Origin of the sequence: Anaeromicrobium sp. (assembly GCF_025210435.1) — a bacterium.
In the GTDB taxonomy this organism is placed as follows: domain Bacteria; phylum Bacillota; class Clostridia; order Peptostreptococcales; family Thermotaleaceae; genus Anaeromicrobium.
In genome coordinates, this window is record NZ_JAOART010000018.1 from 1 (window position 1) to 25,996 (window position 25,996).

The 25,996-nt window shown below is 31.2% G+C and carries 26 protein-coding genes; 19 read left to right on the forward strand and 7 right to left on the reverse strand.

What is annotated here, in order from left to right; translation table 11 throughout:
* The 8 genes from N4A57_RS01725 to N4A57_RS01760 all read left to right on the forward strand — a co-directional run.
* On the forward strand, positions 1–461 hold a 461-nt coding region (locus N4A57_RS01725), incomplete at its 5' end, for a transposase (RefSeq protein ID WP_293655674.1).
* Positions 462–508: 47 nt separating this feature from the next.
* Positions 509–1,279 carry an inositol monophosphatase family protein gene (locus tag N4A57_RS01730; RefSeq protein ID WP_293655676.1) on the forward strand — a complete coding sequence of 257 codons (771 nt, stop codon included), beginning with the start codon at positions 509–511 and terminating at the stop codon, positions 1,277–1,279.
* A gap of 140 nt (positions 1,280–1,419) precedes the next feature.
* Entirely contained in the window at positions 1,420–1,563 is a 144-nt protein-coding gene (locus N4A57_RS01735) for a hypothetical protein (protein WP_293655678.1), read from the forward strand.
* Between the two features lie 243 nt (positions 1,564–1,806).
* Entirely contained in the window at positions 1,807–2,325 is a 519-nt protein-coding gene (locus N4A57_RS01740) for a peptidylprolyl isomerase (RefSeq protein ID WP_293655680.1), read from the forward strand.
* Positions 2,326–2,927: 602 nt separating this feature from the next.
* A complete protein-coding gene (locus N4A57_RS01745) occupies positions 2,928–3,821 on the forward strand; it encodes a phosphate ABC transporter substrate-binding protein (protein ID WP_293655682.1) in 894 nt (297 codons plus the stop codon).
* 40 nt (positions 3,822–3,861) lie between these two features.
* The gene (pstC, locus tag N4A57_RS01750; RefSeq protein WP_330671420.1) at positions 3,862–4,725 is read left to right on the forward strand and encodes a phosphate ABC transporter permease subunit PstC; all 864 of its coding nucleotides are present in this window, start codon (positions 3,862–3,864) and stop codon (positions 4,723–4,725) included.
* A gap of 15 nt (positions 4,726–4,740) precedes the next feature.
* A complete protein-coding gene (locus tag N4A57_RS01755) occupies positions 4,741–5,586 on the forward strand; it encodes a PstA family ABC transporter permease (RefSeq protein ID WP_293655684.1) in 846 nt (281 codons plus the stop codon).
* A complete protein-coding gene (locus N4A57_RS01760; RefSeq protein WP_293655686.1) occupies positions 5,555–6,292 on the forward strand; it encodes a phosphate ABC transporter ATP-binding protein in 738 nt (245 codons plus the stop codon). Before N4A57_RS01755 ends, N4A57_RS01760 begins: the two co-directional genes overlap by 32 nt.
* Before the next feature lie 227 nt (positions 6,293–6,519).
* Here N4A57_RS01760 and N4A57_RS01765 read toward each other — a convergent pair whose 3' ends face one another.
* Positions 6,520–6,906: an NUDIX domain-containing protein gene (locus tag N4A57_RS01765; RefSeq protein ID WP_293655688.1), complete on the reverse strand. Its 387-nt coding sequence runs from the start codon at positions 6,904–6,906 to the stop codon at positions 6,520–6,522.
* Between the two features lie 252 nt (positions 6,907–7,158).
* Here N4A57_RS01765 and pssA point away from each other — a divergent pair, with 252 nt between their 5' ends.
* From pssA to N4A57_RS01780, 3 genes are all read left to right on the forward strand, one after another.
* On the forward strand, positions 7,159–7,674 hold the full coding sequence (gene pssA, locus N4A57_RS01770) for a CDP-diacylglycerol--serine O-phosphatidyltransferase (protein WP_293655690.1): 516 nt from the start codon (positions 7,159–7,161) through the stop codon (positions 7,672–7,674).
* A 99-nt stretch (positions 7,675–7,773) separates the two neighbouring features.
* Entirely contained in the window at positions 7,774–9,126 is a 1,353-nt protein-coding gene (locus N4A57_RS01775) for an RsmF rRNA methyltransferase first C-terminal domain-containing protein (protein WP_293655692.1), read from the forward strand.
* An 8-nt stretch (positions 9,127–9,134) separates the two neighbouring features.
* On the forward strand, positions 9,135–9,860 hold the full coding sequence (locus N4A57_RS01780) for a pseudouridine synthase (RefSeq protein WP_293655694.1): 726 nt from the start codon (positions 9,135–9,137) through the stop codon (positions 9,858–9,860).
* A gap of 179 nt (positions 9,861–10,039) precedes the next feature.
* On the opposite strand, the gene N4A57_RS01785 is transcribed toward N4A57_RS01780, so the two are convergent.
* Entirely contained in the window at positions 10,040–10,867 is an 828-nt protein-coding gene (locus tag N4A57_RS01785) for a hypothetical protein (protein WP_293655696.1), read from the reverse strand.
* 154 nt (positions 10,868–11,021) lie between these two features.
* Here N4A57_RS01785 and N4A57_RS01790 point away from each other — a divergent pair, with 154 nt between their 5' ends.
* Positions 11,022–11,294, forward strand: coding sequence for a hypothetical protein (locus N4A57_RS01790; protein WP_293655698.1), 273 nt, complete (start codon positions 11,022–11,024; stop codon positions 11,292–11,294).
* 70 nt (positions 11,295–11,364) lie between these two features.
* Here the strand turns inward: N4A57_RS01790 and N4A57_RS01795 are convergent, their stop codons facing one another.
* On the reverse strand, positions 11,365–11,895 hold the full coding sequence (locus tag N4A57_RS01795) for a hypothetical protein (RefSeq protein WP_293655700.1): 531 nt from the start codon (positions 11,893–11,895) through the stop codon (positions 11,365–11,367).
* A 133-nt stretch (positions 11,896–12,028) separates the two neighbouring features.
* Here N4A57_RS01795 and N4A57_RS01800 point away from each other — a divergent pair, with 133 nt between their 5' ends.
* The 6 genes from N4A57_RS01800 to N4A57_RS01825 all read left to right on the forward strand — a co-directional run bounded on the left by N4A57_RS01800 (position 12,029) and on the right by N4A57_RS01825 (position 18,348).
* Positions 12,029–12,997 (forward strand): RluA family pseudouridine synthase, encoded by a 969-nt coding sequence (locus N4A57_RS01800; RefSeq protein ID WP_293655702.1) that lies wholly within the window; start codon positions 12,029–12,031, stop codon positions 12,995–12,997.
* A gap of 12 nt (positions 12,998–13,009) precedes the next feature.
* On the forward strand, positions 13,010–13,816 hold the full coding sequence (locus N4A57_RS01805) for a hypothetical protein (protein ID WP_293655704.1): 807 nt from the start codon (positions 13,010–13,012) through the stop codon (positions 13,814–13,816).
* Between the two features lie 36 nt (positions 13,817–13,852).
* Positions 13,853–14,383, forward strand: coding sequence for a signal peptidase I (gene lepB, locus N4A57_RS01810; RefSeq protein ID WP_293655706.1), 531 nt, complete (start codon positions 13,853–13,855; stop codon positions 14,381–14,383).
* 154 nt (positions 14,384–14,537) lie between these two features.
* Positions 14,538–16,199, forward strand: coding sequence for a nucleoside kinase (locus N4A57_RS01815; RefSeq protein WP_293655708.1), 1,662 nt, complete (start codon positions 14,538–14,540; stop codon positions 16,197–16,199).
* 26 nt (positions 16,200–16,225) lie between these two features.
* Entirely contained in the window at positions 16,226–17,053 is an 828-nt protein-coding gene (locus N4A57_RS01820; RefSeq protein WP_293655710.1) for a deoxyribonuclease IV, read from the forward strand.
* 206 nt (positions 17,054–17,259) lie between these two features.
* A complete protein-coding gene (locus N4A57_RS01825; protein ID WP_293655711.1) occupies positions 17,260–18,348 on the forward strand; it encodes a hypothetical protein in 1,089 nt (362 codons plus the stop codon).
* A gap of 218 nt (positions 18,349–18,566) precedes the next feature.
* Here the strand turns inward: N4A57_RS01825 and N4A57_RS01830 are convergent, their stop codons facing one another.
* The gene (locus N4A57_RS01830; protein ID WP_293655713.1) at positions 18,567–19,010 is read right to left on the reverse strand and encodes an SMI1/KNR4 family protein; all 444 of its coding nucleotides are present in this window, start codon (positions 19,008–19,010) and stop codon (positions 18,567–18,569) included.
* 172 nt (positions 19,011–19,182) lie between these two features.
* Positions 19,183–19,587: a RusA family crossover junction endodeoxyribonuclease gene (locus tag N4A57_RS01835; protein ID WP_293655715.1), complete on the reverse strand. Its 405-nt coding sequence runs from the start codon at positions 19,585–19,587 to the stop codon at positions 19,183–19,185.
* Positions 19,588–19,730: 143 nt separating this feature from the next.
* Between N4A57_RS01835 and N4A57_RS01840 the strand changes: the two genes are divergently transcribed.
* Positions 19,731–22,076 carry a Lon protease family protein gene (locus N4A57_RS01840; protein ID WP_293655717.1) on the forward strand — a complete coding sequence of 782 codons (2,346 nt, stop codon included), beginning with the start codon at positions 19,731–19,733 and terminating at the stop codon, positions 22,074–22,076.
* Positions 22,077–22,129: 53 nt separating this feature from the next.
* On the opposite strand, the gene N4A57_RS01845 is transcribed toward N4A57_RS01840, so the two are convergent.
* Together N4A57_RS01845 and N4A57_RS01850 are read right to left on the reverse strand one after the other, a co-directional pair.
* A complete protein-coding gene (locus tag N4A57_RS01845; protein ID WP_293655719.1) occupies positions 22,130–22,711 on the reverse strand; it encodes a TetR/AcrR family transcriptional regulator in 582 nt (193 codons plus the stop codon).
* 170 nt (positions 22,712–22,881) lie between these two features.
* Positions 22,882–25,989 (reverse strand): efflux RND transporter permease subunit, encoded by a 3,108-nt coding sequence (locus tag N4A57_RS01850; RefSeq protein ID WP_293655721.1) that lies wholly within the window; start codon positions 25,987–25,989, stop codon positions 22,882–22,884.
* Between the last annotated feature and the right edge of the window lie 7 nt (positions 25,990–25,996).

The following is a 25,996-nucleotide window of genomic DNA, read 5'->3' on the forward strand; positions in this document are numbered from 1 at the left end:
AACCCCCTATACTAGAGAAAAATGCTTCACATACTGGTCTAAATATAATAGGAGCTACTGAAGTTTTAAAAAATCATGACACTATAGTTGATGTCTACCCATCTACAGAATCAATTAATTCTGAAAAAACTATAACATTTTTAGAGAATCTAATTAAAATAAATCCATGTAAAAAAGTATATGTGGTTTGGGATAATGCTGGAACACATACTAGTAACAGAACTATAAAGTTTCTTCAAGATAACAAAGATAAAATAGAAGTTATCTGGCTTCCTAAATATTCACCAACAATGAACCCCCAAGAAAACCTATGGAATGACTTAAAAGCTAAGCTATTTAGACCATCTGCTAGAAGTTCCTTAGATGAATTTGTGTATGACATATATAATATATATACCGAATATAGTGAAGATCCAGATAAAGTTTATTCGTTAACAAATGTTAGAAATTTCCTCACATAAAACAAAGTCTTTACCACGAAATCTATAAATAAATAGAGGTGAAAAAGATGGTAGTATTAAAGGAAGTATTAGAAAATGCAAAGAAGTGGGCTAGGGAAATTGGTGAAATACAGAGGAAAAATTATAATAGGGCAGATTTAAAATATAGCACTAAATCAAACCATTCAGATTTTGTGACGGAAGTGGATGAACTTTGTGAAAATGAATTGATTAAATTAATACAGACCACCTACCCTAACCATGGAATTTTAGGAGAAGAGACGGGAAAATCTCCTATAGAATCTGATTATGTGTGGATAATAGATCCTATTGATGGAACTACTAATTTTTTATATGGATCACCTAGATTTTCTGTATGTATTGGCCTTAGATATAAGGATGAGGGTGTACTAGGAGTAGTATATTTTCCTATCCTTGATGAAATGTTTTGTGGGGTAAAGGGGGAAGGGGCCTATTTAAATGGTAAAAAAATTAAGATAGGTACGAAGAAGAAATTAAAGGAATGTGTGGTGGTCACAGGATTTTCCTATGATAAGGATAAAAATCCTGAGAATAATGTGGAATATGCTTCTAAGATAATTCCGAAGGTGAAGGGAATTAGGAGAATGGGAGCTGCTAGTTACGATATAGTTAATGTGGCCTGTGGAAGGATAGACGGCTACTGGGAGATGACTTTAGGCCCTTGGGATGTGGAGGCTGCTAATGTGGTTTTGAAAGAAGCTGGAGGCTCTGTTGAATTTTTAGATAGGAGGCATATATTCGTAGTAGTAGGAAATGAACATGTGGTAGATGAGATATTGAAGGAAATTAAGGAATAGATTAAGAAGACTGCACTAACATGGAGAAATCATGGGAAAAAATCTTTTTTTTGTAAAGAAAATACAAAATAGTTGAAAAATTAATTCAAATTTTGTAAAATTGAATTAATACATTAGGTCTCAACAATAGGGAGAGTGATATGGAGAAGAGCTTTATGATGGCTAATATAGCCATGGGGATTATGATTTTCTTTTTGTTAGGCAAGCTACTAGGTTTGAATGTTATATTTCCAATAAGTTTTCTTATTGGTATCTTGTACAATGTAAGAAAGATAAAAGGTTAGGCATATGAGTATCTGAGAAAAGGGCAGTTATTTAGGAAGACTGTCTTTTTTAGTGGAAAAAATGGAATTAATCCCGGGATTATATTAAATACTAATACTAGTTTACTTGGGGGAGTTGATTTTAAGTGTATAACATATTACAATAAATTAGGAATGAAATATATATCAATATTAGGAAAGTTAGGAAACTTAACTAGTACTATTGAATATAAATTAAAATAAGAGATAGAGAGGAATGTAATTATGAAAAATCCAATAGTAACTATTGAAATGGAAAATGGGAAGGTAATAAGGGCAGAACTTTATCCTGAGGTTGCGCCTAATACGGTGAAGAATTTTGTATCTTTAGCTAAAGAAGGATTCTATGATGGATTAATATTCCATAGAGTAATCTCTGGATTTATGATCCAAGGAGGTTGTCCACAGGGATTAGGTATGGGTGGACCTGGATACAGTATTAAGGGTGAATTTTCAATGAATAATTTTAAAAATGATTTAAAGCATGATAAGGGAGTATTATCAATGGCAAGATCTGGACACCCAGATTCAGCAGGTTCCCAATTCTTTATTATGCACGCAAGATCACCACACTTAGATGGACAATATGCAGCCTTTGGAAAGGTAGTGGAAGGTATAGAGGTAGTTGATGCGATTGCTGGAACTAAGACTAACTTCCAAGACAAACCAAAAGAAGAGCAAAAGATGAAAAAGGTAACAGTTGATACTTTTGGAGAAGAATACGAAGGTCCAGAGAAGATTTAGGCATATGAAAGAAATAAACTAGTCAGTCCTCTGAGGAATTTGGATTATTTTCAAGGCATGGTGAGCGAGCATATTAAACATATGTAAGGGATTCCATAACGAAGAAAATAATTCAAATAACCAGTGAAATGACTAATTTGTTTTTTGAATATGCCTTAATTAAAGATTGAATTATAAAGTATAGATTTCGTAATGATAGATTAGCTTTATGTGAGCCTACTTCAGGAAAATATATTGAAAATTTTTTCCACCCAAGTCCTTGTCACATGCTAAAGTGTGAATATCCGTAGATAGGTTCATGCGTCATGTTCAAGTAGCATAGGATGTTGTGACGTTCCTCAATTCCAAAAATTTTCAATATATTTACCTTCGTAGGCAAATTACTGTATAAAATAATTTTCAAATCAAGAAATCTATATACCAATTAAGATAAATGAAAGCAAAAACATACCTTTATAGTACTTTAAGGGGTATGTTTTTTTTGAATTTTTATTTTAATATTCTATAGATATTATTTAATCATAAAAAAATATTATAATTAATGTAATTAAATGGAATAAATGCTACAATGAACCAGTTATTTACACTTTAGGAGGGAAAGTATGAAAAAAAATATTGCTAATTTATTAATTGTAGTATTAATGGCCATGTTACTTGGTGCATGTGGAGAAAAGGCCCAGGTTGATACGGCAGAATCAGTAGGGCAAGTTATGTTTAAGGGATCATCTACTTTAGCACCAGTAGTTACTACCATAACTAAGGAGTACATGGAAGCTAATGGAACTTGGGATAAGGTAAATGAAGATTTTCCTAAGGAAGAAATAGACATAGCCATAGGGGGCGGTGGTTCTGGAGCAGGAATCAAGGCTCTTTTAGACAAGAGTGCTAATTTTGGTATGGTATCAAGAAATGTAAGCGAAGATGAAAAAAAATCCATAGAAGGATACAAAGAGTATAAACTGGGAACAGATGCTTTAACAATTTCTGTGAATCCAAGTAACAAAATATATGAGATTAAAGATGGACTTAGTACAGAAGAACTAAAAAAAATATTTTCAGGTGAATATACCCATTGGAATCAAGTAGATTCTAGATTATCTAATGAAGAAATTGTCCTAGTAACTAGAGATGTGGGTGGTGGTGCCCATAAGGTATTTAAGAAAAAAATCATGGGAGATGTTAAAGTAAGTGATAATGTGATCCAATCACCATCTATGGGTGCATTAGTTAATAAAATTATTGAAAATAAAAATGCTATTGGATATGCTTCCTTTGGTGTGGTAAATCAAAATAAGGATAAGATCATACCCCTTAATGTGGATGGAGTTAGTCCTAGCGTAGAAAATATTAAAGATGGAAAATACAAAATATCCCGTCCTCTTTTAGTAATAAAATCAGGGGAGTTAAATCCTTATGAGAAAGCAATTATAGATAAATTACTATCAGAAGATGGCCTTAAGGTAGTAGAACAATTAGGTTTTGTGCCACAAAAATAAGTCAGAGAATATTCTCTGACTTTTCTATGGAGGTGGTATTTTGGTTCTGTACAAGGCTATAGATAAAATATTTAGAGCTTTAATTAAGGGGATTACTTCTTTAGTCTTTATGATACTTCTTTTCATAATAATATTTTTGTCAAAGGAAAGTATGGTTTTATTAAAAGAGATTTCCATTATGGATTTTATATTAGGACATGAATGGAATCCAGTAGGAGAGAGTATAAGTTTAGGAATTTCTCCTATGATACTAGGCACATTATATGTATCATTTTTAAGTATAATAATAGGACTTCCTGTGGGAGTTGGAGTTAGTATTTTCATAAGTATAATAGTTAAAAAAAGTACTAGAGAAAAAATTAAGGCCCTAATAGATTTAATGGCGGGAATTCCTTCTGTAGTATATGGATTTGTAGGTCTTTTATGGCTAGTTAAGTTCATAGAAGAAAATTTTAAAATAGGATCAGGTGAATGTATACTAGCTGGAGGAATTGTATTATCTATAATGGCACTTCCCTATATAATAAGCACCTGTAGTGAAACTATGACTAAGGTCTTTGAAAAATACAGTATTCATTCAAGGGCATTGGGTGTTTCTAAATATTATATGATAAGAAATTTAATACTGCCTGGGTCTAAAAAAGGTATACTAGTGGGAACTTTATTAGGAGTTAGTAGAAGTATAGGGGAGACTATGGCCGTTATGATGGTCATAGGTAATAGTCCAATGTATCCTAGTTTATTAAAAAAGGGAGAAACTATACCAGGACTTATAGCCTTAGAAATGTCTAGTGCTACCTTGGGAAGTTATCACTATCATAGCCTTTATTTAGCAGGTCTAGTATTAATACTCATATTGATGCTCATAAATATTATTTTTTATTTTATAAGAAAGTTTATTTAGAAAGAAGGCGCAGGGGTGAAAGATTTAGTAATTAAGCTTTGGTGGAGTATAAGCACCGTTTTAGTAATATGCATAATATTAGGTATGTTTGGATTTGTTTTTATAAATGGATATGAGGGCATTAGTCTGAAATTTTTAATTGAAAGTCCTAGTGGTACTCCCATAGGTAGTGAAGGTGGTATATATAATTGTATTATAGGAAGCCTATACTTTACTACACTAAGTACTTTCATAGGGCTTTTATTTAGTATATGCGTAAGTGCCTATTTAGCATTTTACAATAGAAATAAGAGAATAAAGAGTATAATTAGATTGGTTATAGGGGTTATAGGTGGAATTCCATCTATTGTACTAGGTTTATTTGGATATGGCTTTTTAGTAGTATATATGAAGTTGGGAATAAGTATTATTGCAGGAAGTATAGTTTTAGGTACTTTAATATTTCCATTTATGACCTTAAGGTTTGAAAAAATATTTGGGGAAGTGGATAAATTATTATTTTACAGCTCCTTAAGTTTAGGAATAGATAAGACATATACCTTTTTCAAAATAATATTACCCATAACATATAAGGAAATAACAAGGACAATTTGTCTAGGTGCAAGTTTTAGTATGGGAGCCACCGCACCTATTTTACTAACAGGAGCTGTTTATTATGCTAAAGTACCCCGTAGTATATTTTCACCAGCCATGGCATTGCCTCTTCAGTTGTATGGACTAATATCAGAAGGAATATGTGTTGAAAATGCTTATAAAACTGCATTGGTTTTAATAGGAATATTATTATGTTTAAATTTCATACCCATAATATTAATGAGGGAGGATTATTATGGAAAGTATTTTAGAAACAAGAAATCTTAAGGTATCTTTTAATGAAAAAGAGGTTTTAAATGATGTTAATTTATCCTTTGAGAAAAATAAAATAACTGCCATAGTTGGGCCTTCTGGTTGTGGTAAGTCTACCTTGTTAAAGTGTTTAAATACCCTTTTAGAAGAAGAACCTAGTAGCAATATAGGGGGAGAAATATTATTTAAAAATAAAAATGTTAATAATATGGAAAGGGAACACATAAGAGAAAAAATAGGAATGGTTTTTCAAAATCCATCCCCTTTTCCCATGAGTATATATAAGAATATGGACTATCCTCTAAAATATTATAAAAAGAATAAAAGAGATGAAATAATAAAAAAGAAATTAGAAGAAGTATGTCTTTATGAAGAAGTAAAGGATCGGTTAAAAGATAGTGCACTAAATTTATCCGGTGGACAGCAACAGCGTTTATGCATAGGGAGAGCTCTTTGTGTTGAGCCTGAGGTATTACTCTTAGATGAACCTTGTTCATCTTTAGATATTAAAAATAGTAAGCATATAGAAGACTTATTGGTAAATTTAAAGGAGAAATATACCATAATAATAGTTACCCATAATTTGTTTCAAGCAAGAAAAATAGCAGATAATGTGATATTTATTTTAGATGGACGAGTAATAGAGAGTGATAAGACTGTAAATATATTTAATAATCCTAAGCATATGGAGACTAAAAATTATATAAGACATGAATATTAAACATAGATTCTTCATGGGGAGTTCTTTTGTGTGATCCTACTTTAGGTAAATATATTAAAATTTTTTCTGTTGAAGTTACCTGTCACATGGGGAAATATGAATTTTCGTAGATAAGATCACACTTCATGTTAAGGTATTATAAAATGCTGTGACATTCCACAATTTTAAAAATTTTAACATATTTACCTTCCTAGGCAAGTTATTGTGTAAGGAAAGCTTTAGGTAGATTAATCTATTTGATTTTCTACTATTTTAAAGGCTCTTTCAAAAATTTCTACTTTAGGGGAAACTACCTTTGGTAGTTCATCTAATGAAAACCATCCTCCATCTAAACTTTCCTTATCAAAGGATAGCTCTCCAGATATGTATTTGCAAACATATACACTTATATAAGAGTTATAATAGGCATCGCTGTATATAAAGTCATGAATCTTTTCTATTACTTCACACACTATTTCAGTTTCTTCAAATATTTCCCTTTGTACAGTTTCCATTTCACATTCTCCCTTGTCCATAAAACCACCAGGAGGGCCCCAAGTACAAGGAGGCCATCTTCTATGTATAAGAAGGCATTTATCTTTATTTATTACAATTCCCAATACAGCTTTATCCATGAGCATCACCTCTTTTGTTATAATATAATTCTTTCAAAACTTCTGTTTATATAATAATAACAATAGTACCATAAAATTACAAATCTTAAAAAAGGATTAAAAAATATAAAAAAACTTCCATTGTGAAATGTTTTACTGTAAAATATTATTATAGACAGATTGCTATGTTATTTTTTACACAAATGGAATTATCATATTGATATGAATATAGCTTAAGGTTTTAGTAAAGTAACAGGATTGAGGAGGATTAATGTGAAGTATAAAAAGCAAATCCCAAATATGTTTACCTTGTTAAATATGTCTTTGGGTATATTGGCCATTATATATACCTTTTCTGGTCAATACAGTAAATCAGCACTATTTATAATTGCAGCCACAATGCTCGATAGGATGGATGGTCAGCTAGCTAGAAAACTAGATGTGGTTAGTGAGTTTGGAAAAGAGCTAGATTCTTTGTGCGATTTAATTTCTTTTGGAGTTGCACCAGCACTTTTAATGTGGAATTTAAGTTTAATAAAAATGGGAACACTAGGAATTTTAGTAACATTAATATTTGCCCTATGTGGAACAGTAAGATTAGCAAGATACAACATAACTGAATTTGAAGGGGTGTATATGGGTATACCCATAACGGCTTGTGGTGGATTAGTTGCCTTAATGGCTCTTTACTCTACTAAATATGCCACAAATCTTATGTTAGTATTTGGAATGATGATATTTTTATCTTATGCTATGGTTAGTAAAAAAATAAAATTAAAAAAGAGATAATTTTTTAAGCCCACCTATTATAGGTGGGTATAGTTTCGTTTAAAGGGAAAGATTATGGAGATGGTTCATATATATTTAATGAAGAAAGGAACATAGTAGATGAATTTACCTAAGATATATTTAGATAAGATGAAAGAATTATTAAAGGATGAATATGATGAATTTATGGATTCATATAATTATGGAAAAATACAGGGGCTGAGGGTTAATACTTTAAAAATATCTGTGGAGGAGTTTTTGAAGATAAGTCCCTTTAAATTAGTTAAAATTCCCTGGTGCGAAACGGGATTTTATTACGAAGAAAATGAAAGGCCTGCAAAACATGCCTATTATCATGCTGGACTCTATTACATACAAGAGCCAAGTGCCATGTTATCAGCAGAAGTTTTAAAGGTAGAACCGGGAGATAGGGTACTAGATTTGTGTGCTGCTCCTGGAGGAAAAACTACCCAAATAGGAGGAAAGTTAAAGGGAGAAGGAATACTTATTACTAATGATATAAAGCATAGTAGGACAAAGGCCCTCTTAAAGAATGTGGAACTTTGCGGTATAAAAAATGCCATAGTCATTAATGGAGTCATAGAGGACTTAAACAACAGTTGTAAAAACTTTTTTAACAAGGTTTTAATAGATGCTCCCTGTTCTGGAGAAGGTATGTTTAGAAAGGATCCGTCCATGGTGAAGAGTTGGGAAAAAACTCCTACTAGTGAATATAGTAATATTCAAAAGGATATATTATCCCATGTGGATAAAGTTATGAGTGGAGATTCAAGGCTTGTTTATTCAACTTGTACCTTTTCTCCAGATGAAAACGAAGAAATAATCCACCACTTTCTAGAGGAAAACACGGAATATGATACGATAGAGATTGAAAAAAATCATGGTCTTATGGATGGATTAAGTGAATTTGTAAGTGGTGATAAGAGGATAGAAAAATCTATTAGATTGTGGCCCCATAAGTTAAAGGGAGAAGGCCATTTTGTAGCAGTACTTAAAAAGGATAGTAATGAAGTATGGAAGGTAAAAAATAAAGATAAAAAACATAAACCATTAGAGTCCTTTAACAAGTTTGTGGAAGATAATCTCAATTGTGAAATTAATGGTGAGTTTAGAGAAATAAATGAAAATCTATATATGGTACCTGATAATATGCCTAATTTAGCAGGTATAAGAGTAATTAGATCTGGATGGTTATTAGGTAAATATAAAAAAAATAGATTTGAACCATCTCAGGCCTTTGCCATGGGCCTTACATGGAAAGATGCTAAGAGGGTAGTAAATTTTAGTTGTGATGATCCTAATACAATTAAGTACCTAAAGGGTGAGACTATAAATGTGGAATCAGAGAAGGGTTGGACCCTAGTGTGTGTAGATAACTATCCAATAGGTTGGGCTAAACAAATGGGAAATACTTTAAAAAATTATTATCCAGCTCCTTGGAGATGGATGTAGGAGGAGAAATGTTGAAAAAACAAAGGATAGATAAGGTACTATCTAGTATAGGCTATGGAACTAGAAAGGAAATAAAGGAATATTTAAAAAGGGGATATATTACAGTTAATGGGGAAGTGATAAAACAAGGGAAAACCCATGTAAACCCCTATGAAGATGTGATAAAGGTAAATGATGAAGAAATAAATTATAGGGAATTTGTATACATAATGTTAAATAAGCCTGGGGGAGTAATATCAGCTACCTATGACAATTTACATGAAACGGTGGTAGATTTATTAGAAGATGAATTTAGAGTATTTGAACCATTTCCTGTGGGCAGGTTAGATAAGGATACGGAGGGACTCCTTATTATTACTAATGATGGTAAATTGTCCCATGAAGTTCTATCTCCAAAGAAACATGTACCTAAGACCTATTATGCCCATATAGATGGATATGTAAGGGATGAGCATGTGAAAAAGTTTAAAGAGGGAGTTTATATAGATGAGGACTATAAAACTCTTCCTGCGGACTTGAGGGTCTTAGAAACAGGAGATACTTCTAAAATAGAGGTTACCATATATGAAGGGAAATTTCATCAAGTTAAGAGAATGTTTAAGGCCATTGGTATGGAAGTTGTTTATTTAAAGCGCATTCAAATGGGTAGATTAAAAATTGATGAGACTTTAGAATTAGGCCAATATAGGGAAATAACAAAAGAAGAAATAGAGATTTTAAAGGATAGGGATTAAGGTATATGAAAAAAATAAACTAGTCAGTTTCCTGAGGAATTTGGATTATTTTCAAGGCATGGAGAGTGAGCATATTAAACATATGCAAGGGACTCCATAACGAAGAAAATAATTCAAATAACCAGTAGAATGACTAATTTATTTTTTGAATATGCCTAATCCTTTAAAGGCTCTATTTTTCATTGTGATTCCTCAATATCCTTTATGGTACTCAGCTTTTCAAAAATGTCATCATGGTCCATATCCTCCATACTATCTGTAGGAATTTCTTCTTGGGAACTTTCTAGTTCTTTAAAATCTTCTTCAACTTCTATTTCATCATCTAGAGTTGAAATGTCCACATGAGTATCAGCGGCTAAATCGTCCTCCTCCTCATCATCATCCATATTTAAAGCTGACATGACCTTCATCATTTGGGCCATCCTTCTAATGTTATCCACATTTTTAAATTGTTGCTTAGAAAGCATTGGTTTTATAGTTTCAACTACTGTATTCATTTGGTCATTAAAATTAGCTGAATCTGATGTAAATACTTTTTTCAAATTTGCAATATTTTTTATGTCTCTAGCTCTGTCCATTAAAGTGACTATGTTAGATACACTTTGCATAACTTCCTTTGATTGGCTTCCTCCTAATATGTCCACAGCTTCTTTTACGAAGTTAAAATTAGTTTTATGGGTTTTGTTAGCTTCCTTTTTTGCATCGTTTAAGGAAGAAGCCTTTTCAAGGGTATCTAATAAGTAAGATACTTTGTCTATTGATTTTTGGTCAAGTATACTTGCGCGCTCCTTTTTAACCTTTGGTCTAGGTTTTCTTTTTCTACGTTCACTTCCATTATTAGATCTATTAGGACCCTTTATATTTTTATTAAATGCCATGAAAGCAAAGGGAATAAGGACCAAAGCGGCAGGATTTGAAGCAGCTATAGGAAGTAGGCGAGTTAAGCTAACTTCTTCCTGGATGGGAGCAATTAATTGGTTATTTTCCCTAGGAACAATATTGTTCATAATAAGCCTCCTATAATAAACTCTTGATTTATCATATGCTATAGAAGAAATTCTGTTACTAGGTTGTTATGGCATATGAAAAAATTATAAGTAATAAAAATTAAGTAAAAGTCATAAGTTGTAATGAACTTAAATTTATTAAGGAGGCCTATTGATGGATAAGAAAAAAATGCAAGCAATGATGAAAGCAATGAAGAATGCAAAGCCAGACGATGATCAAATGAAAATGCTAAGTGACTTATCTGATAAATATAAAGATAAAAGTGAAGAGGAAATCATGAAAGAATTAAAGAAGATAAAAAATAGTATGATGAAAAATACTAGCAAATATAAAAAGCAGATGAAGGCCATAGAAGAATTGAAAGGATTTTTAGATGATGAACAAAGGAAAAAATTAGAGAAGGTAATGGAACATTTAAAAGACTAAATAAAAAGAGCCATGAACCCAATAAGGGTTTGTGGCTTTTTTCAGTGGATATGCCCAATTTGGTTTTATACTATCTTTTCTTTCCAGCAATGATGTAAATCATATCATCAATAGAATGGGATGTATTTATTGTATAAGTACCTGATTTTAATTTAGAGTCCATTTTTAGTTCGGATACTCTTTTTACAAAATCACTACTATCCTTTATTAATCCAGAGTTTTTTAAGATATTTGCAATTTTAACTCCAGGACTTCCACTAGGAATGGTTATCTTAACATCCTTAGAAACAGGTTTTGGTGGAGGAGTCTCCCTTTTAGGTTCTTCAGGAGTGATTTGGATTTCATCACTAGGAGTATTGTTTTCTTCCACTATGATAGAAGGTTCTTCTACGGGTTTTTCTATTGTTTCTTCCACTGGTTCTGTAGATAGGGTTTCAGTAACAGGTTGTTTTTCAACAGTAATTGAATTTGCCTGTTCCTTTGAAAATGCCAGAGTGTCTGTCACTTGCCATACTATGACTCCACTAACTAGGATAACTATTAGGGTGGCTACTAGTATGTCACTAATTTCATATAGTAAATCTTTTAATCTATCAATCATCTAAGCACCTCTTTTCTCGTGTATAATAAGGATAGTTTTAGGATATCATAATAGATTGTTATTTTAAAGATAGAAATAGAAAATAATGCAAAATAACTAGGTATTATGGCATAATATAAAAAGAGGTGAAAAAATGAGAGAAATAGTTATAAAAGAAAACGAAGAAGGACAAAGGGTAGATAGATTCTTAAAAAAATATTTAAACAAATCATCCTTAAGCTTTTTATATAAAATGATAAGAAAGAAGAATATAAAAGTAAATAATAAAAGGGTAGAAAAAAATTACATATTAAGCAAAGACGATAAGATTCAATTATATTTAAGTGAAGATACTATAGAGAAGTTCATGGAAAAAAAGGAAATATTCCATTTAAAAAGGGATTTTAAGATAGTATATGAGGATGATAATATTCTCATTGTAAGTAAGCCAGATAATTTGTTAATCCATGAAGATAAAAGTGAAAGTAAAAATACATTAGTTAATCAAGTACTTAGTTATTTACACGAAAAGGGAGATTATAATCCAGATAGTGAGAAGACCTTTGTACCTGCCTGTGTAAATAGACTAGACAGAAATACTAGTGGTTTAGTGATTATTGCTAAGAAATACGAATCCTTAAAAAACCTAAATGTAATGATGAGAAATAAGGATTCTATAGAAAAATACTATATTACAATTGTAAAAGGAAGTATAGTGGGAAAAAAAGAATTAAAGGGATATTTAGTAAAGAATGAAAGAAACAATAAAACTACTTTTACAAACAAAAAAGTAAATGGGGCAAAGGAAATACATACGAAATACAGTGTAATAAGAACTAATAAAAATTATAGTTTAGTACAAGTAAAGTTAATTACGGGAAGAAGTCATCAAATTAGGCTTCATTTATCCTCTAATAACACACCTATAATAGGAGATAGAAAGTATGGAGATAAAAAAATAAATGAGGAATTTAATAAAAAGTATAAGCTCAAAAATCAATTTTTACATGCTTATAAAATAGGTGTTACCCACACTGTAGGGAGTTTAAAATATTTAGAGGGAAAGGAGTTTATAGGAGAGCTTCCTTCAAAGCTTAAGAAGATAGAAAAATCATTGTTTTAACGGGGGGACATTATGGATTTATCAGACAACAGAATAATAATGGAAAGACTTATTGAAAGATATGATTATGGAGGGGCTATAGAAATGATGGAAATAGAAGGGATTCTAAACCATAAGGCCCTAAATATATTATATTCATGTAAACATAGGTTGAATTTTGATTTTAAATCTGCAATGGAAGAAATAGAGAAGATTAAGCCAAATTCTAGGGATAAAACTATTAAAACCTTAGAAGCCTATATAAAGTTATTAGAATATGGTAGTGCAGAAGAAATCTTTTCAGAGTTGATAGAAAATACTAAAATACAGCTTTTAAGTAGTAGATATATAGATTTTTTAAGTAGAGTATATAGATTAAAGGAAGCCATATTAAAATATATATTCATAGTTAATCATACGGGAAAAGATAAATTTTCTTTCATGGATGAGGGAGTTCAGAAAAAAGCCATATTAAAAATATTGAAAAAAAGATATAAGATATATAATCCTAATTTAAGTTTAGGAGTAACTCAATATATAAATAAGCACTTATATTCAGATAAAAGATATGTGAAGGTTTTGAGTATTTTAAATTCAACTAAGATGAATAATATTATAGAATTAAGACATAACAGCATATCTGGACATGGTTTTTTTGGAGTAAGTAGACATTTGTTAAATGATATATATGGAGATCCCTTCGAAGTTATAGATGATTTCATATATATATTAGATTTATTAAATGTAAGGATATATAAAAACCAATTTCATAGGGTAAATAGATATTTAATCAATGAAATAGAAATAGATATGTATTATAATTGTTTAAGGGCTAAATAAGTGCTAAAATTAATATGGAAATGATTTTCAGAGGAGATGGGGAATTTGAGAGAAGAAATATATGAATGGTTAAAGACAATTGTCATTGCAGTTGTTATAGCTATGGTAATAACAGCCTTTGTAAGACCTACTTTGGTGAAAGGATATTCCATGTACCCTACTTTGAATCCATATAATTATTTAATAATAAATAAAGTTCCATATATGATTCATAATCCTGAAAAGGGGGACATTGTAGTTTTTAAGTCCCACTTAAAAACGGATAGGGGTGGAGAGAAGGACTTAATTAAGAGGGTTATAGCTGTAGAGGGTGATCACATAGCTGTTACAGATGGAAAAGTAAGTGTAAATGGAGAAATCCTAGATGAAAACTATATAAATGGAGAATATACATCTGGTGAAATTGACCTAACTGTACCAAAAGAGACCATATTTGTAATGGGGGATAATAGGGAAAATAGTTTAGATAGTAGGGATGAACGAGTAGGATTTGTACCAATAGATACGGTAAGGGGAAAGGTTTTAGTTCGGTTGTATCCTTTTAACAAAATAGGAACAGTGAAGTAGTATAAGGGATGTGACTTGGTATAATCCACTGTCACATCTTTTTAATATGGATCTATAAAGAAAAAAATATAATAAAAAAATTAAAATTATAATTTTATGTCATGTTATTTTGGGTATAATACATATAATTGACTAAAAAGTGGGGGATGTATAAATGACTGACAATAAAAGGATTAATGTTGAATATGAGGGAAAAGTGATAGAAGTAAATAAGGGAACTGAAATATTAGATATTATAGAAAAAATAAAACCAGAAAAAGAATCTGTAATAGTGGTAGCTAAAATAGGAAATGAACTTAGGGAATTAAACTATAGATTAAAAGAATCCTGTGAACTAAAATTATTAGATTTGACAGATTCTGATGGTTATAGAATATATAGAAGAAGTTTATCCTTTGTATTTATAAGGGCTGCTAAAGAAATTTTGTCAGGAGCAAGGATAAGTGTAGAACATTCACTGAGTAAGGGATTATACTGTGAGATTCACTATAAAAGATCTATTACTGAAAATGATGTTTTAAGAATAGAAAAGAGAATGAAAGAGATAGTAGATGAAGGTGTGCCAATTAAAAAGGATCGTGTATCCCTTAATAAGGCTAAGGATATATTTAAAAACCTTGGAATGGAGTCAAAAATCAAATTATTTGAGTTCCAAGATAGGACTGAGTTAAATATATATACCTGTGGTTGGTTACAAGATTATTTCTATGGATATATGGTGCCTAATACTTCTTATTTGAAAAATTTCCAACTAAAATTTTATGAACCAGGGGTAATAATAAGCTATCCAGAGAAGGAAAATCCAAATGAAATTCCTGAGTTTAAGGAACAAAAGAAGCTTTCAAATATATTTAGAGAATCGGAAAAATGGGGAGAAATATTAGAAGTTGCTTATATAGCAAATTTAAATGCCCATATAAAAGATAACACCTATCCTGAATTAATAAGGGTGGCAGAAGGACTACATGAAAAGAAAACTGTGGAAATAGCGGATATGATAAAGGAACAAAATAAAAGGATAGTCCTTATAGCAGGGCCTTCCTCGTCGGGGAAAACTACCTTTGCTAAAAAGTTATCTATTCAACTTAAGGTAAATGGATTAAGACCTATAGAATTATCTGTAGACGATTATTTTGTTAATAGGGAAGATACACCTATTGATGAAAATGGAGAGTACGATTTTGAGGCTGTAGAGGCCGTAGATTTGAAATTGTTTAATGAACACTTAAATAAACTTGTAAAGGGAGAAAGGGTAGAAATACCTACCTTCAATTTTAAAACGGGAAAAAGGGAATATAGAGGTAAGTTTTTACAAATAGATGATGACCAAATAATAATAATAGAAGGTATCCATGGCCTTAACAACAAATTAACAGAGGCAATTTCAGATGATAAGAAATTTAAAATATATATTAGTGCCCTAACACAATTAAATATAGATGGACACAATAGGATTCCTACAACGGATACAAGGCTTATTAGAAGAATAGTTAGGGATTCTAAATATAGGGGACACTCTGCTAAAACTACCTTAGGTCTTTGGAAATCTGTAAGAAGGGGAGAAAAGAGAAATATATTCCCATATCAAGAAGAAGCAGATGTGATGTTTAATTCAGCCCTATTTTACGAATTGGCAGTACTTAAAAAATATGCAGAACCACTACTTAAAGAAATAACTAAGGAGGATAAAGAATTTGTGGAAGCTAAGAGACTTCTTAAATTCTTACACTACTTCTTATCAATAGAAAGGGAAGAAGTAATACCTCAAACTTCAATCCTGAAGGAATTTGTAGGAGGAAGTTGTTTTAGAGAATAATATACAGTGGGAAAAAGGAGAAGAATATGTACATAGGATGTCATTTATCCACTTCTAAGGGATTTAAAAATATGGGGAAGGTTGCTTTAGAAATAGGAGCTAATACCTTTCAGTTTTTCACTAGAAACCCTAGGGGTGGTAAAGCTAGAAAATTAGATTTAAAGGATATAGAAGGATTAAAAAAGATAATGGAGGAAAATGATTTTGGGCCATTGCTGGCCCATGCTCCATATACTTTAAATATGTGTTCACAAAAGGAAGAAACTAGAGAATTTGCAAAGATGATATTTACAGATGATCTAGAAAGATTAGAACAATTACCATGTAGCCTATATAATTTCCACCCTGGTAGCCATACGGGTCAGGGGGTAGATAAGGGGATAGAGTTAATATTAGAAATATTAAATGATGTGGTAAAAGAAGAACATACTACTACTATCCTATTAGAAGCCATGGCTGGAAAAGGTACTGAAGTGGGAAGGTCATTTGAAGAATTAAAAAGAATCATAGATGGAACTAAGTATCCCCAAAAGTTTGGAGTAGTATTAGACACATGCCATATATACTCGGCAGGATATGATATAGTAAATGATTTAGATGGAGTATTAGAAAAGTTTGATGAAATATTAGGATTGGATAAATTAAAGGCTATCCACTTAAATGATAGTAAGATGCCCTTTAATAGTAACAAGGATAGGCATGAATGTATAGGAGAAGGAACTATAGGATTAGATGGAATTATTAACCTTATTAATCATCCTAAGTTGAAAAATATTCCATTATTACTGGAAACCCCAAATGAATTGGAAGGATATGAGAGAGAAATAAAGTTATTGAAGGATTTAAAAAAATAGTAGATAAAATGTAGAGGGATAGATGATTTTTCATCTATCCTTTTACATTATGTTTTGACAATATATTACAAAAATGTTATGGTTTTCGTATGTATAGTGTTTTAGAAATGATACTTCAAAGGAAGAAATAAATACTTAGTTTTTTAAAATTTAATTCTCATGTTCATGGGGTATACGGTGGCATGATTATGACAAGGAGTGATAGTATGAGTAGAATGATAATCCCTTGTACTAAATGTGGCAGGGAAAAGTATTTTGAGGGACTGTGTTATTATTGTAAAATAAATGAGAGAAGATTAGAAATTTCCATGTTAAGTCATGAAGTAGTACAACAAAAAATACAAATCATCATAAATGAAATAAGAGAAGGTAATTTTGACCAAGTAGAAGAACTACTAATGAGTCTTATTTCTATTAGGAACATCAATACGTCTTATATAGCTGAAGCTTGTTTAGAACAGAATATTTTTTTACAAAGTATCGTTTACAAGGATGCCAGTGAAAAAACCCGTGACACACTAATTCATAAATTATTGACTACGGATAATAGCTTAGAGGCAAGTCATTTACTTTGCTGTCTTGCTATGATTGGCGATGATTATGTGCAACAAGTTTTTAAAGAACTCCAAGCTAATCCTTTACCTTGGAGAAAAGAATTATATGTGGATCCTAGTGTGTATGCCCATAATGGTGGCTGGGCATTTAGGGAAGATGGTAATAAAGAGGCACTTATCTACGAGGAATGTCGTACATTTGTAACAGGGGAACGAAAACAATATCCTATCCTAGTTGGGGAGATGAATGGTGGACATTGCCCAAGTTGCGGATGTGATTTACTTGATATATTGACAATTGATGGTAGTGATGAAAAACTTAAGTTTCTAAACTTAGAAGGTATAGTGAAAGTGACAATTTGTCCCAATTGCATATATTACGAAGAAGCAATTTTTTGTAAATATGAGCTAAATGGTGAAAGTCATCTATTAAATATGGAATCTAAGGAAGAGAATATGCTTACACATGATGACGTGAAAAAAATGACTACAAATAGATTAACCCTGAGTCATAAACCAGTCAGTAAATATTATGGCATTACAGATGAAATAAACACTATTGGTGGTATGGCTGAATGGATACAGGATTTTCAATATCTCAATTGTCCAAAATGTAATAAAATCATGAAGTATTTTGCACAAATACACTGGAATACAATTGATGAATATGCAGATGGGACACTTTATTTTGAGATATGCCATGAATGCCAAATTATTGCTATACATCACCAGCAAACATAATAAATATATTCGTAAGAGTGATTTGAAATATTAAGCTATCTCTAATACTATGAAATATATTACGTAAATCTTCATTCATATATTACTGATAGCTGATTAAATATTAAATCCCAATCTGCATAATTTATATTCTATTTCTTTTATATTTGGAATATATTTCAGACTTAACAACCTCATATTTGACTATATTTAATGGTTTTATATGAATATCTTAATTACTAAAACTCATCCCAATTATCCAATGCGTCTTGTAGCCTATCGTAAAAAAAATGATAGAAATTTTCATATTTTTCTTCTATACCTTCAATCCTATTCCATAAGACTATAGAGCAATCCCCATCCTTCATATGTCCTGTATCTAAACAATACACGAATTCTCCAGAACTCTCAATTACAACTAATTTTTCTGGCAATCCAATTTTCCTATATTTTTCAGTTGCCTTTATACAAGAGGGAATTTTCCCTTTTGAGACTCCATAAATTTCAATGCCCATTGTTAATATATATCCATAATTTTTAATAAACCACTTATAACTTTCTGATAGAGTGACATTTAAAGAGTTCTCGATTTGCATTATATTAATGTCATCTACTCCTCCTGTAAAATTAGTGAATTCTTTTTTACTAGAGATAATGTTAATAATTTCTTCTCTTCTAATCATTTTAATCCTCCTATAAAAATACTATATTAGATTGTCAATTTACTATTATCATATCCTAGTAATTTGGATTGTCAACATTTGTTAGAACAACTATAGATAAAATAGAAAGAATAGGGATGAAATTACTTGGCTGAATATAAAAGGGTAGACGAAAATTAAATTGTCTACCCTTTTACTTTTTCTTTATTTCATAGGAAATATCATATTTATCCTTTTCATACAATTCTATTTCTATTCGTGGATTTTCCTTGTCTATGTGGTCAAATATTAAAACTGGTTTTAGTTGTTTATCATTCAATATTATTCCACTTTTTTCTATACCATCACAAATACTTTTAGGGTAATTGTGTATATCTCCCATTCTTCTATCTGAAAAATATAAGTTTAGGATAGTTATTATGTTTCCTTCTAGGGTAGGCCCTGAGTATTGCTTATTTATATGACCTGCAATTGTATTTTCATAGGCAACATATTTACTATGCTTACCTGACTTAGGCATCCAAAAATGACCATGAACGTTTTTAAGTTTAAAATTAGATTTACTAATGGGCTTTCCTGGAACAACTATTTTAATCATTTTTTCACCTCCAAACTTATTTTAGCATATATTAATTTAATAGAAGAGAAAAATTAAAAGGTTAAAAGGAAATTTTATGTAGAAAAAGACAAGGAACTTGAATAATATGGATTAAAAGTCTTTATACTACAAGGGGGATTTTTATGGGATACAAAGAATTAAGTTACAACAAATTAAAGAAAACATATAACCCCGAACATTTTCAATATAGTAAAATAGGTAATTTAGATATGGATTTAGATATTATAGGCCAAGAAAGGGTAGTAAGATCAATGGAATTTGGCCTTAAGGTTAGAAATCCTAAATATAATATATTTGTAATGGGAAATGTAGGAACTGGTAGGAAAACATATGTGAAGAAAATAGTTGAAAATTATGCTAAAACAGAGAATGTAGCCGATGATTGGTGTTATGTATATAATTTCGAAGATCCTTTTTCACCTATGTCCATAAGTATGCCACCTGGAATGGGAAATATGTTTAAAGATGATATGAAAGAATTGTTAGAGGATATTATAGAAAAGGTAAATAGGGCTTTTAGCAAAGGAGAATATGAAAAGGAAAAAACTGAAATAATAAAAGTTTACCAAAATAAGGGTGACTCTTTAATGGAATATTTAAAAGAGTACTGCTTGGAAAATGGATTTTTGCTAAAGAATAGCACTAAAGGATTTACCTTAAGACCCTTAGTTGATGGAAAGCCCATAGATGATGAAGAGTATGAAAAGCTGGAAGATGAAAAAAAGAAACAAATAGAGAGAAAGGCTGTAGAAGTTGAGCTAGAGGCAATTGAATGTGTAAAGAAAATAAAGGTATTAGAGAATGAAGCTAAAGACAAAATAATGGAGTTAGATGATGAAATAGTTAAAAGTATAGTATCTCCTCTTATTAATCATATGAAAGATAAATATAATGAATATGATAAGATAGAAAAATATCTTGGGTTAGTTCAGGTGGATATTTCAAAAAATATTTATGAGTTTGATGGTGGAGAACAAGAGGAAGATATAGTCAATCAAATTAATATATTAAAAAGATATGAGGTAAACGTATGTGTAGACAATAGTAAAGAAATAGGAGCTCCTGTGGTGGTAGTTGAGAATCCTAACTATAGTAATTTAGTAGGTAAAATAGAATATGAAAATGAACAGGGAACTTTGAAAACGGATTTTACCATGATAAAGGCTGGAGATATTCACAGGGCTAATGGAGGTTATTTAATACTACAGGCAAATGATCTTCTTAGTAATGTTCAATCTTGGAATACTATAAAAAGGGTTTTAAAGACTAAAAAGCTTACCATTGAAAGCTTAAAAAATCAGCTAGGTCTTTTTGATATAGTCTCTTTAAAACCAGAAGATATAAAAATGGATTTAAAAATAATAATAATAGGTAGTCCCTATGTATATTATCTACTTTATAATTACGATGAGGAATTTGAAAAGTACTTTAAAATAAAGGTAGATTTCGATTTAAATATGGATGCTAATTTAGGAAATCAAATGAGAATGGCAAAATTTATATATGAATATTGTGAAAAAACAAATCTGAAAAAAATTAATAATAGGGGTGTGGCAAAGATACTAGAGTATAGTCATAAAATCACTGGCAATCAAAAGAAGTTAACTACAGAGTTTGATAAACTTATGGAGTTAATAATCGAAGCTAGTGCTTGGGCAGAGTACGAAGGAGAAAAACATATTAGTTCTAAGCATGTGGAAAAGGCATTTAAAGAAAAGTCCTATAGAAATGGAAAAATAGAGGAAAGAGCTAATGAAATGTATACTTTAGGAAGAATATTAATAGATATAAGGGGTAAAAAGATAGGTAAAATAAATGGTTTATCAGTTATAGACCTAGGAGACCATTCCTTTGGAAAGCCATCTGTAATAACGGTGACTACTTATTCGGGCAGTTGCGGAGTCATAAACATAGAGCGAGAAGCTGATATGAGTGGGAACATACACAATAAGGGAATTATGATTTTGGAAGGATATTTAAATGAGAAATTTGGCAAATATGACCCTTTAGAGGTAACTGCAAAAGTATGTTTTGAGCAAAATTATGGAGGTATAGACGGAGATAGTGCATCTAGTACTGAATTATATGGCATATTGTCTAGCCTAGGCAAGGTTCCTTTAAAACAATCCATTGCCGTTACAGGTTCCATAAACCAAAGGGGGGAGATACAACCAGTAGGTGGTGTGACCCAGAAAATTGAAGGATTCTTTAGTTTATGCAAGGAGCATGGTCTAACGGGAGAACATGGAGTTATAATTCCAGAACAAAATATTATAGATCTTGTATTAGATGATGAAGTCATAAGGGCAGTAAAGGATGGATTATTTCATATATATCCAATAAAAACCATAGAAGAAGGTATGGAAATATTAACAGACCTATCCTTTGAACAAATTGTTAAAGAAGTGAAAAGCAATCTTATTAATTATAAGAGAAGGAAAAAAAGTAATAGGGTTGGAAACAGATAGAAATATATACTATAAAGTTATACATGTGAAAATAAGTAAATGAGTAGGGTAACCTACTCATTTACTATTCCATATAATAACATGTTAAAAAGATATTCTAAATCATTTTCTTCTATATGTCCCTTAGGTCTAATATATTTATTGCTCATATGAAATCTAATGGAACCAATAAAGGCGTTAGTAGCTATCATTGGGCAAATATCTTTAAAGATATTTTCATTCATACCATCTTGGAAGATTTCCATTACTAATTGTGAATCCTTATTTTCATATTCTATTAATGTATCAAACATGGACATACCATTAGAACGAATATCCTTCATGAGAGCAAAAACTATAGAGCCATATTTCTTTGTAAGTTCATCTGAAATATAAAGATATTTCTTTAATTTTTCTAAGGGTGATTTCTCCTCGTCTATGGCTTCCTTAAGATGAGTTTCATAGAGTTCAAATACATATTTAATAGATTCCATATAAAGTTCTTCTTTATTTTTAAAGTATTCATATATGGTTCCCTTACCAACCTTAGCATGGTTTGAAATATCTACCACCTTTGTATTGTGAAACCCGTCCTTTGAAAAAAGCTCTATTGCTGAATTTATTATGGCCTCTTTTTTTAAGTTTAATTTCTTCATATAACCCTCCCTTAATTAGAGATTGTTCTTTTTCTAAGGCATGTGAAAAAAATAAATTAGCCAGGTCTCTGAGGAATTTGGATTATTTTCAAGGCATGGTGAGCGAGCATATTAGACATATGTAAGGGATTCCATAACGAAGAAAATAATCCAAATAACCAGTGAAATGACTAATTTATTTTTTGAATATGCCTAAAGAGGATTCTCTTTATTTTAATATATAGGTCATCAAATAAAGTATAGACAACAGGTATAAATACCAATGTAAGTAGGGTGGATAGGGTTAACCCACAAACTACAACTGTTGCCATAGGAGCTTGAGTTTGACCACCTTCTCCTATTCCTAGTGCTAGGGGAATTAATCCTAGTACTGTAGTTAAAGTAGTCATAATGATAGGCCTAAATCTTGTGTTACCAGCTTCTATTATGGCATCTTTTCTACTCATATCTCTATCACGTAATTGATTAATATAGTCTACTAAGACTATGGCATTGTTAACTACTATACCAGCTAACATTATGATTCCTATGAATGCTGGTACGGATAGGGGTCTATTTGTAACAAAGAGACCAATGAAACTACCAGACAAAGCAAAGGGAACGGATAGCATAACAGTAAATGGATGTAGCAATGATTCAAATTGAGATGCTAAAATCATATATATTAATACTATGGATAAAAGTAAAGCCATAAATAAGCTTTTGAAAGCTTCTGACCTATCTTCTTCCTCGCCAGTAAAGTCATACCTGTAGCCAGATGGGAAGTTATAACTATCTAATTTTTCTTCAATATCTTTCGTTACAGATTTCAAATCACGTCCCTTTAATTGGGAAGATACGGTTACAGTTCTAATTTGGTTAAATCTTTTTATTTGAGTGGGAGCATTAGAATACTCTAAATGGGCTATTTGTCCAATAGGTACATTTTCTCCCTTTGGAGACTTTATTAGTATTTGTTTCATATTTTCAATAGATGATTTAAAGGTATCGTTAATGTATAAGTTAATGTCTATTTCTTCACCATTAGATTTAAAGGTAGTAGCCTTTAGACCATCTATGGAACCCTTTAGTGTAGTAGCTAATTGAGATGCGGTAATACCATAAAAGGCTGCCCTTTTTCTATCAATTACTAATCTTACTTCTGGTTCACCATCTTCCGTATCTAATTTAACATCAGATGTACCAGGGATACTCTTAACTATTTGTTCTACCTCATCACCAATATTTCTTAAGACATTTATGTCATCACCCTTAATTCTTAACTCTATAGGATAAGAAGCTGGCCCTCCCCCTTTCATTGAAGAGGATTCTGTTACAGTGATTTTAGCTCCTGGAATATTGGATAGCTTTTTTCTAATATCATATACTACATCCTTAGTTTCCCTTTCTCTATCCTTAGAATCCACAAGTTTTATAGATACGCTAGATTTATTAGAAGAACTAAAGGTCATATTAGGACTACCTGCAACGGTAGAAGTGATAATGTCCTTCTCTGGAATATGATCTACTATATTCTCCACATGGGTAACTACCTTATCAGCTTCCTCTAAAGTGGTTCCAAAGGGAAGTTCTATTTCTATAGACAGGGAACCTTCATCTTCCTTAGGGAAGAATTCTCCACCTACCATTCCAACTAGGAAAAGGGATACTACTAATATGGTCACTCCTGATAAAACTATAGTTTTTCTATGATTTAGTGCAAAATTTAATATTTTATTGTAAATTTTTAATAAGGTATCTATCAGTTTAGTAAAAAGGTCTAATATGTGACCTATGGATATACCCGTATGTCTCCTTTTTTTAACTTCTCCAACCTTTAATATCTTAGAACTAAGCATGGGTACTATTGTTAGGGATATTACTAAGGATGATAAAAGTGAAAAAGTTACAGTGAAAGATAATTGTTTAAATAGTATGGAAGTAAAACCTTCTACAAATACTATGGGTAAAAAAACTGCTATAGTAGTGGCTGTAGAAGCAAATACTGCCATGGCAACTTCTTTAGCACCTACTATGGCCGAATCAATTCTAGAAAGGCCTTCTTCCCTTTTTCTATAGATACTTTCTAGTACAACAATTGAGTTATCCACAAGCATACCTATACCTAATGCTAAACCACCTAGTGAAATTAAGTTTATACTTAAATCTCCAAAATACATTAGGGCAAAGGTGGATATTATGGATACGGGTATGGATATACCTATTACGAAGGTAGATCGTAAGTTTCTTAAGAATAAAAAGAGTACTATAACAGCTAAAGATCCGCCTGCTAGGGCTGTTTTAGATACATTGTCTATGGACTTATTTATAAACTCTGATTGATCCATTCCCACTGTAATAGTTAAATTAGTATATGTATCTCTTACATTTGATACGGTTTGTAATACTTTTTTTGCAACCTGTACTGTGTTGGCTGTAGATTGCTTTTTTATGCTAATTCCTATGGATCCTTTGTTGTTTACCCTTGTTATACTTTCCTTATCCTTGTAGCCTAAAGTTACATAAGCCATATCAGAAAGGAATATATTTTCTCCACTTTTTAATAGGATAGGAATATCTTTTATATTATCTACAGATTGAAACTCCCCTGTAGTTCTTGCAATAAGTTCCTTTTCTCCTTTTTTTATCTTACCACCTGGCAAGTTTAAATTTTCAGCCATCAATATATTTTTTATGTCATCTAAAGTTAATCCAAAACCTGATAACTTTTCTTGATCTATTATTATTTTAATTTCCTTTTCTACTTTACCCCTTAAATCAACAGAAGCTACCCCGTCTATTCTTTCAAAGTGTGATACTATTTCATCTTCCACTAGAGTTTGAAGTTTGCTCATTTCCATATCTCCATTAATTCCCATTTCAATAATTGGCTGGGAATTTGGATCGATTTTTAATACTAAGGGAGTAGATGCCCCGTCGGGTAGAATTCCCTTTATTAAATCAACCTTTTCCCTCATCTCAAGGGCTGCCATATCCATGTCTGTATTATATTCAAACTCAGCTACTACTAAGGAATTTCCTTCTTTTGTATAGGATGATACTTCCTTTAAATTACTAACAGTAGCTACAGATTGCTCCACCGGCTTGGTGATAAGTGTTTCTATTTCCTCAGGTCCAACGCCTTTATAATCTATGGATACTATGGCTACGGGAATATCCATATCTGGATATAAGTCTACGGGAAGCATTGTTAAAGAAACGGTACCTAATAAGATGGCTATAAACATGAACATTAGCGTGGTAACAGGTCTTTTAACACTTATTTTAGATAAATTCATAAAACCT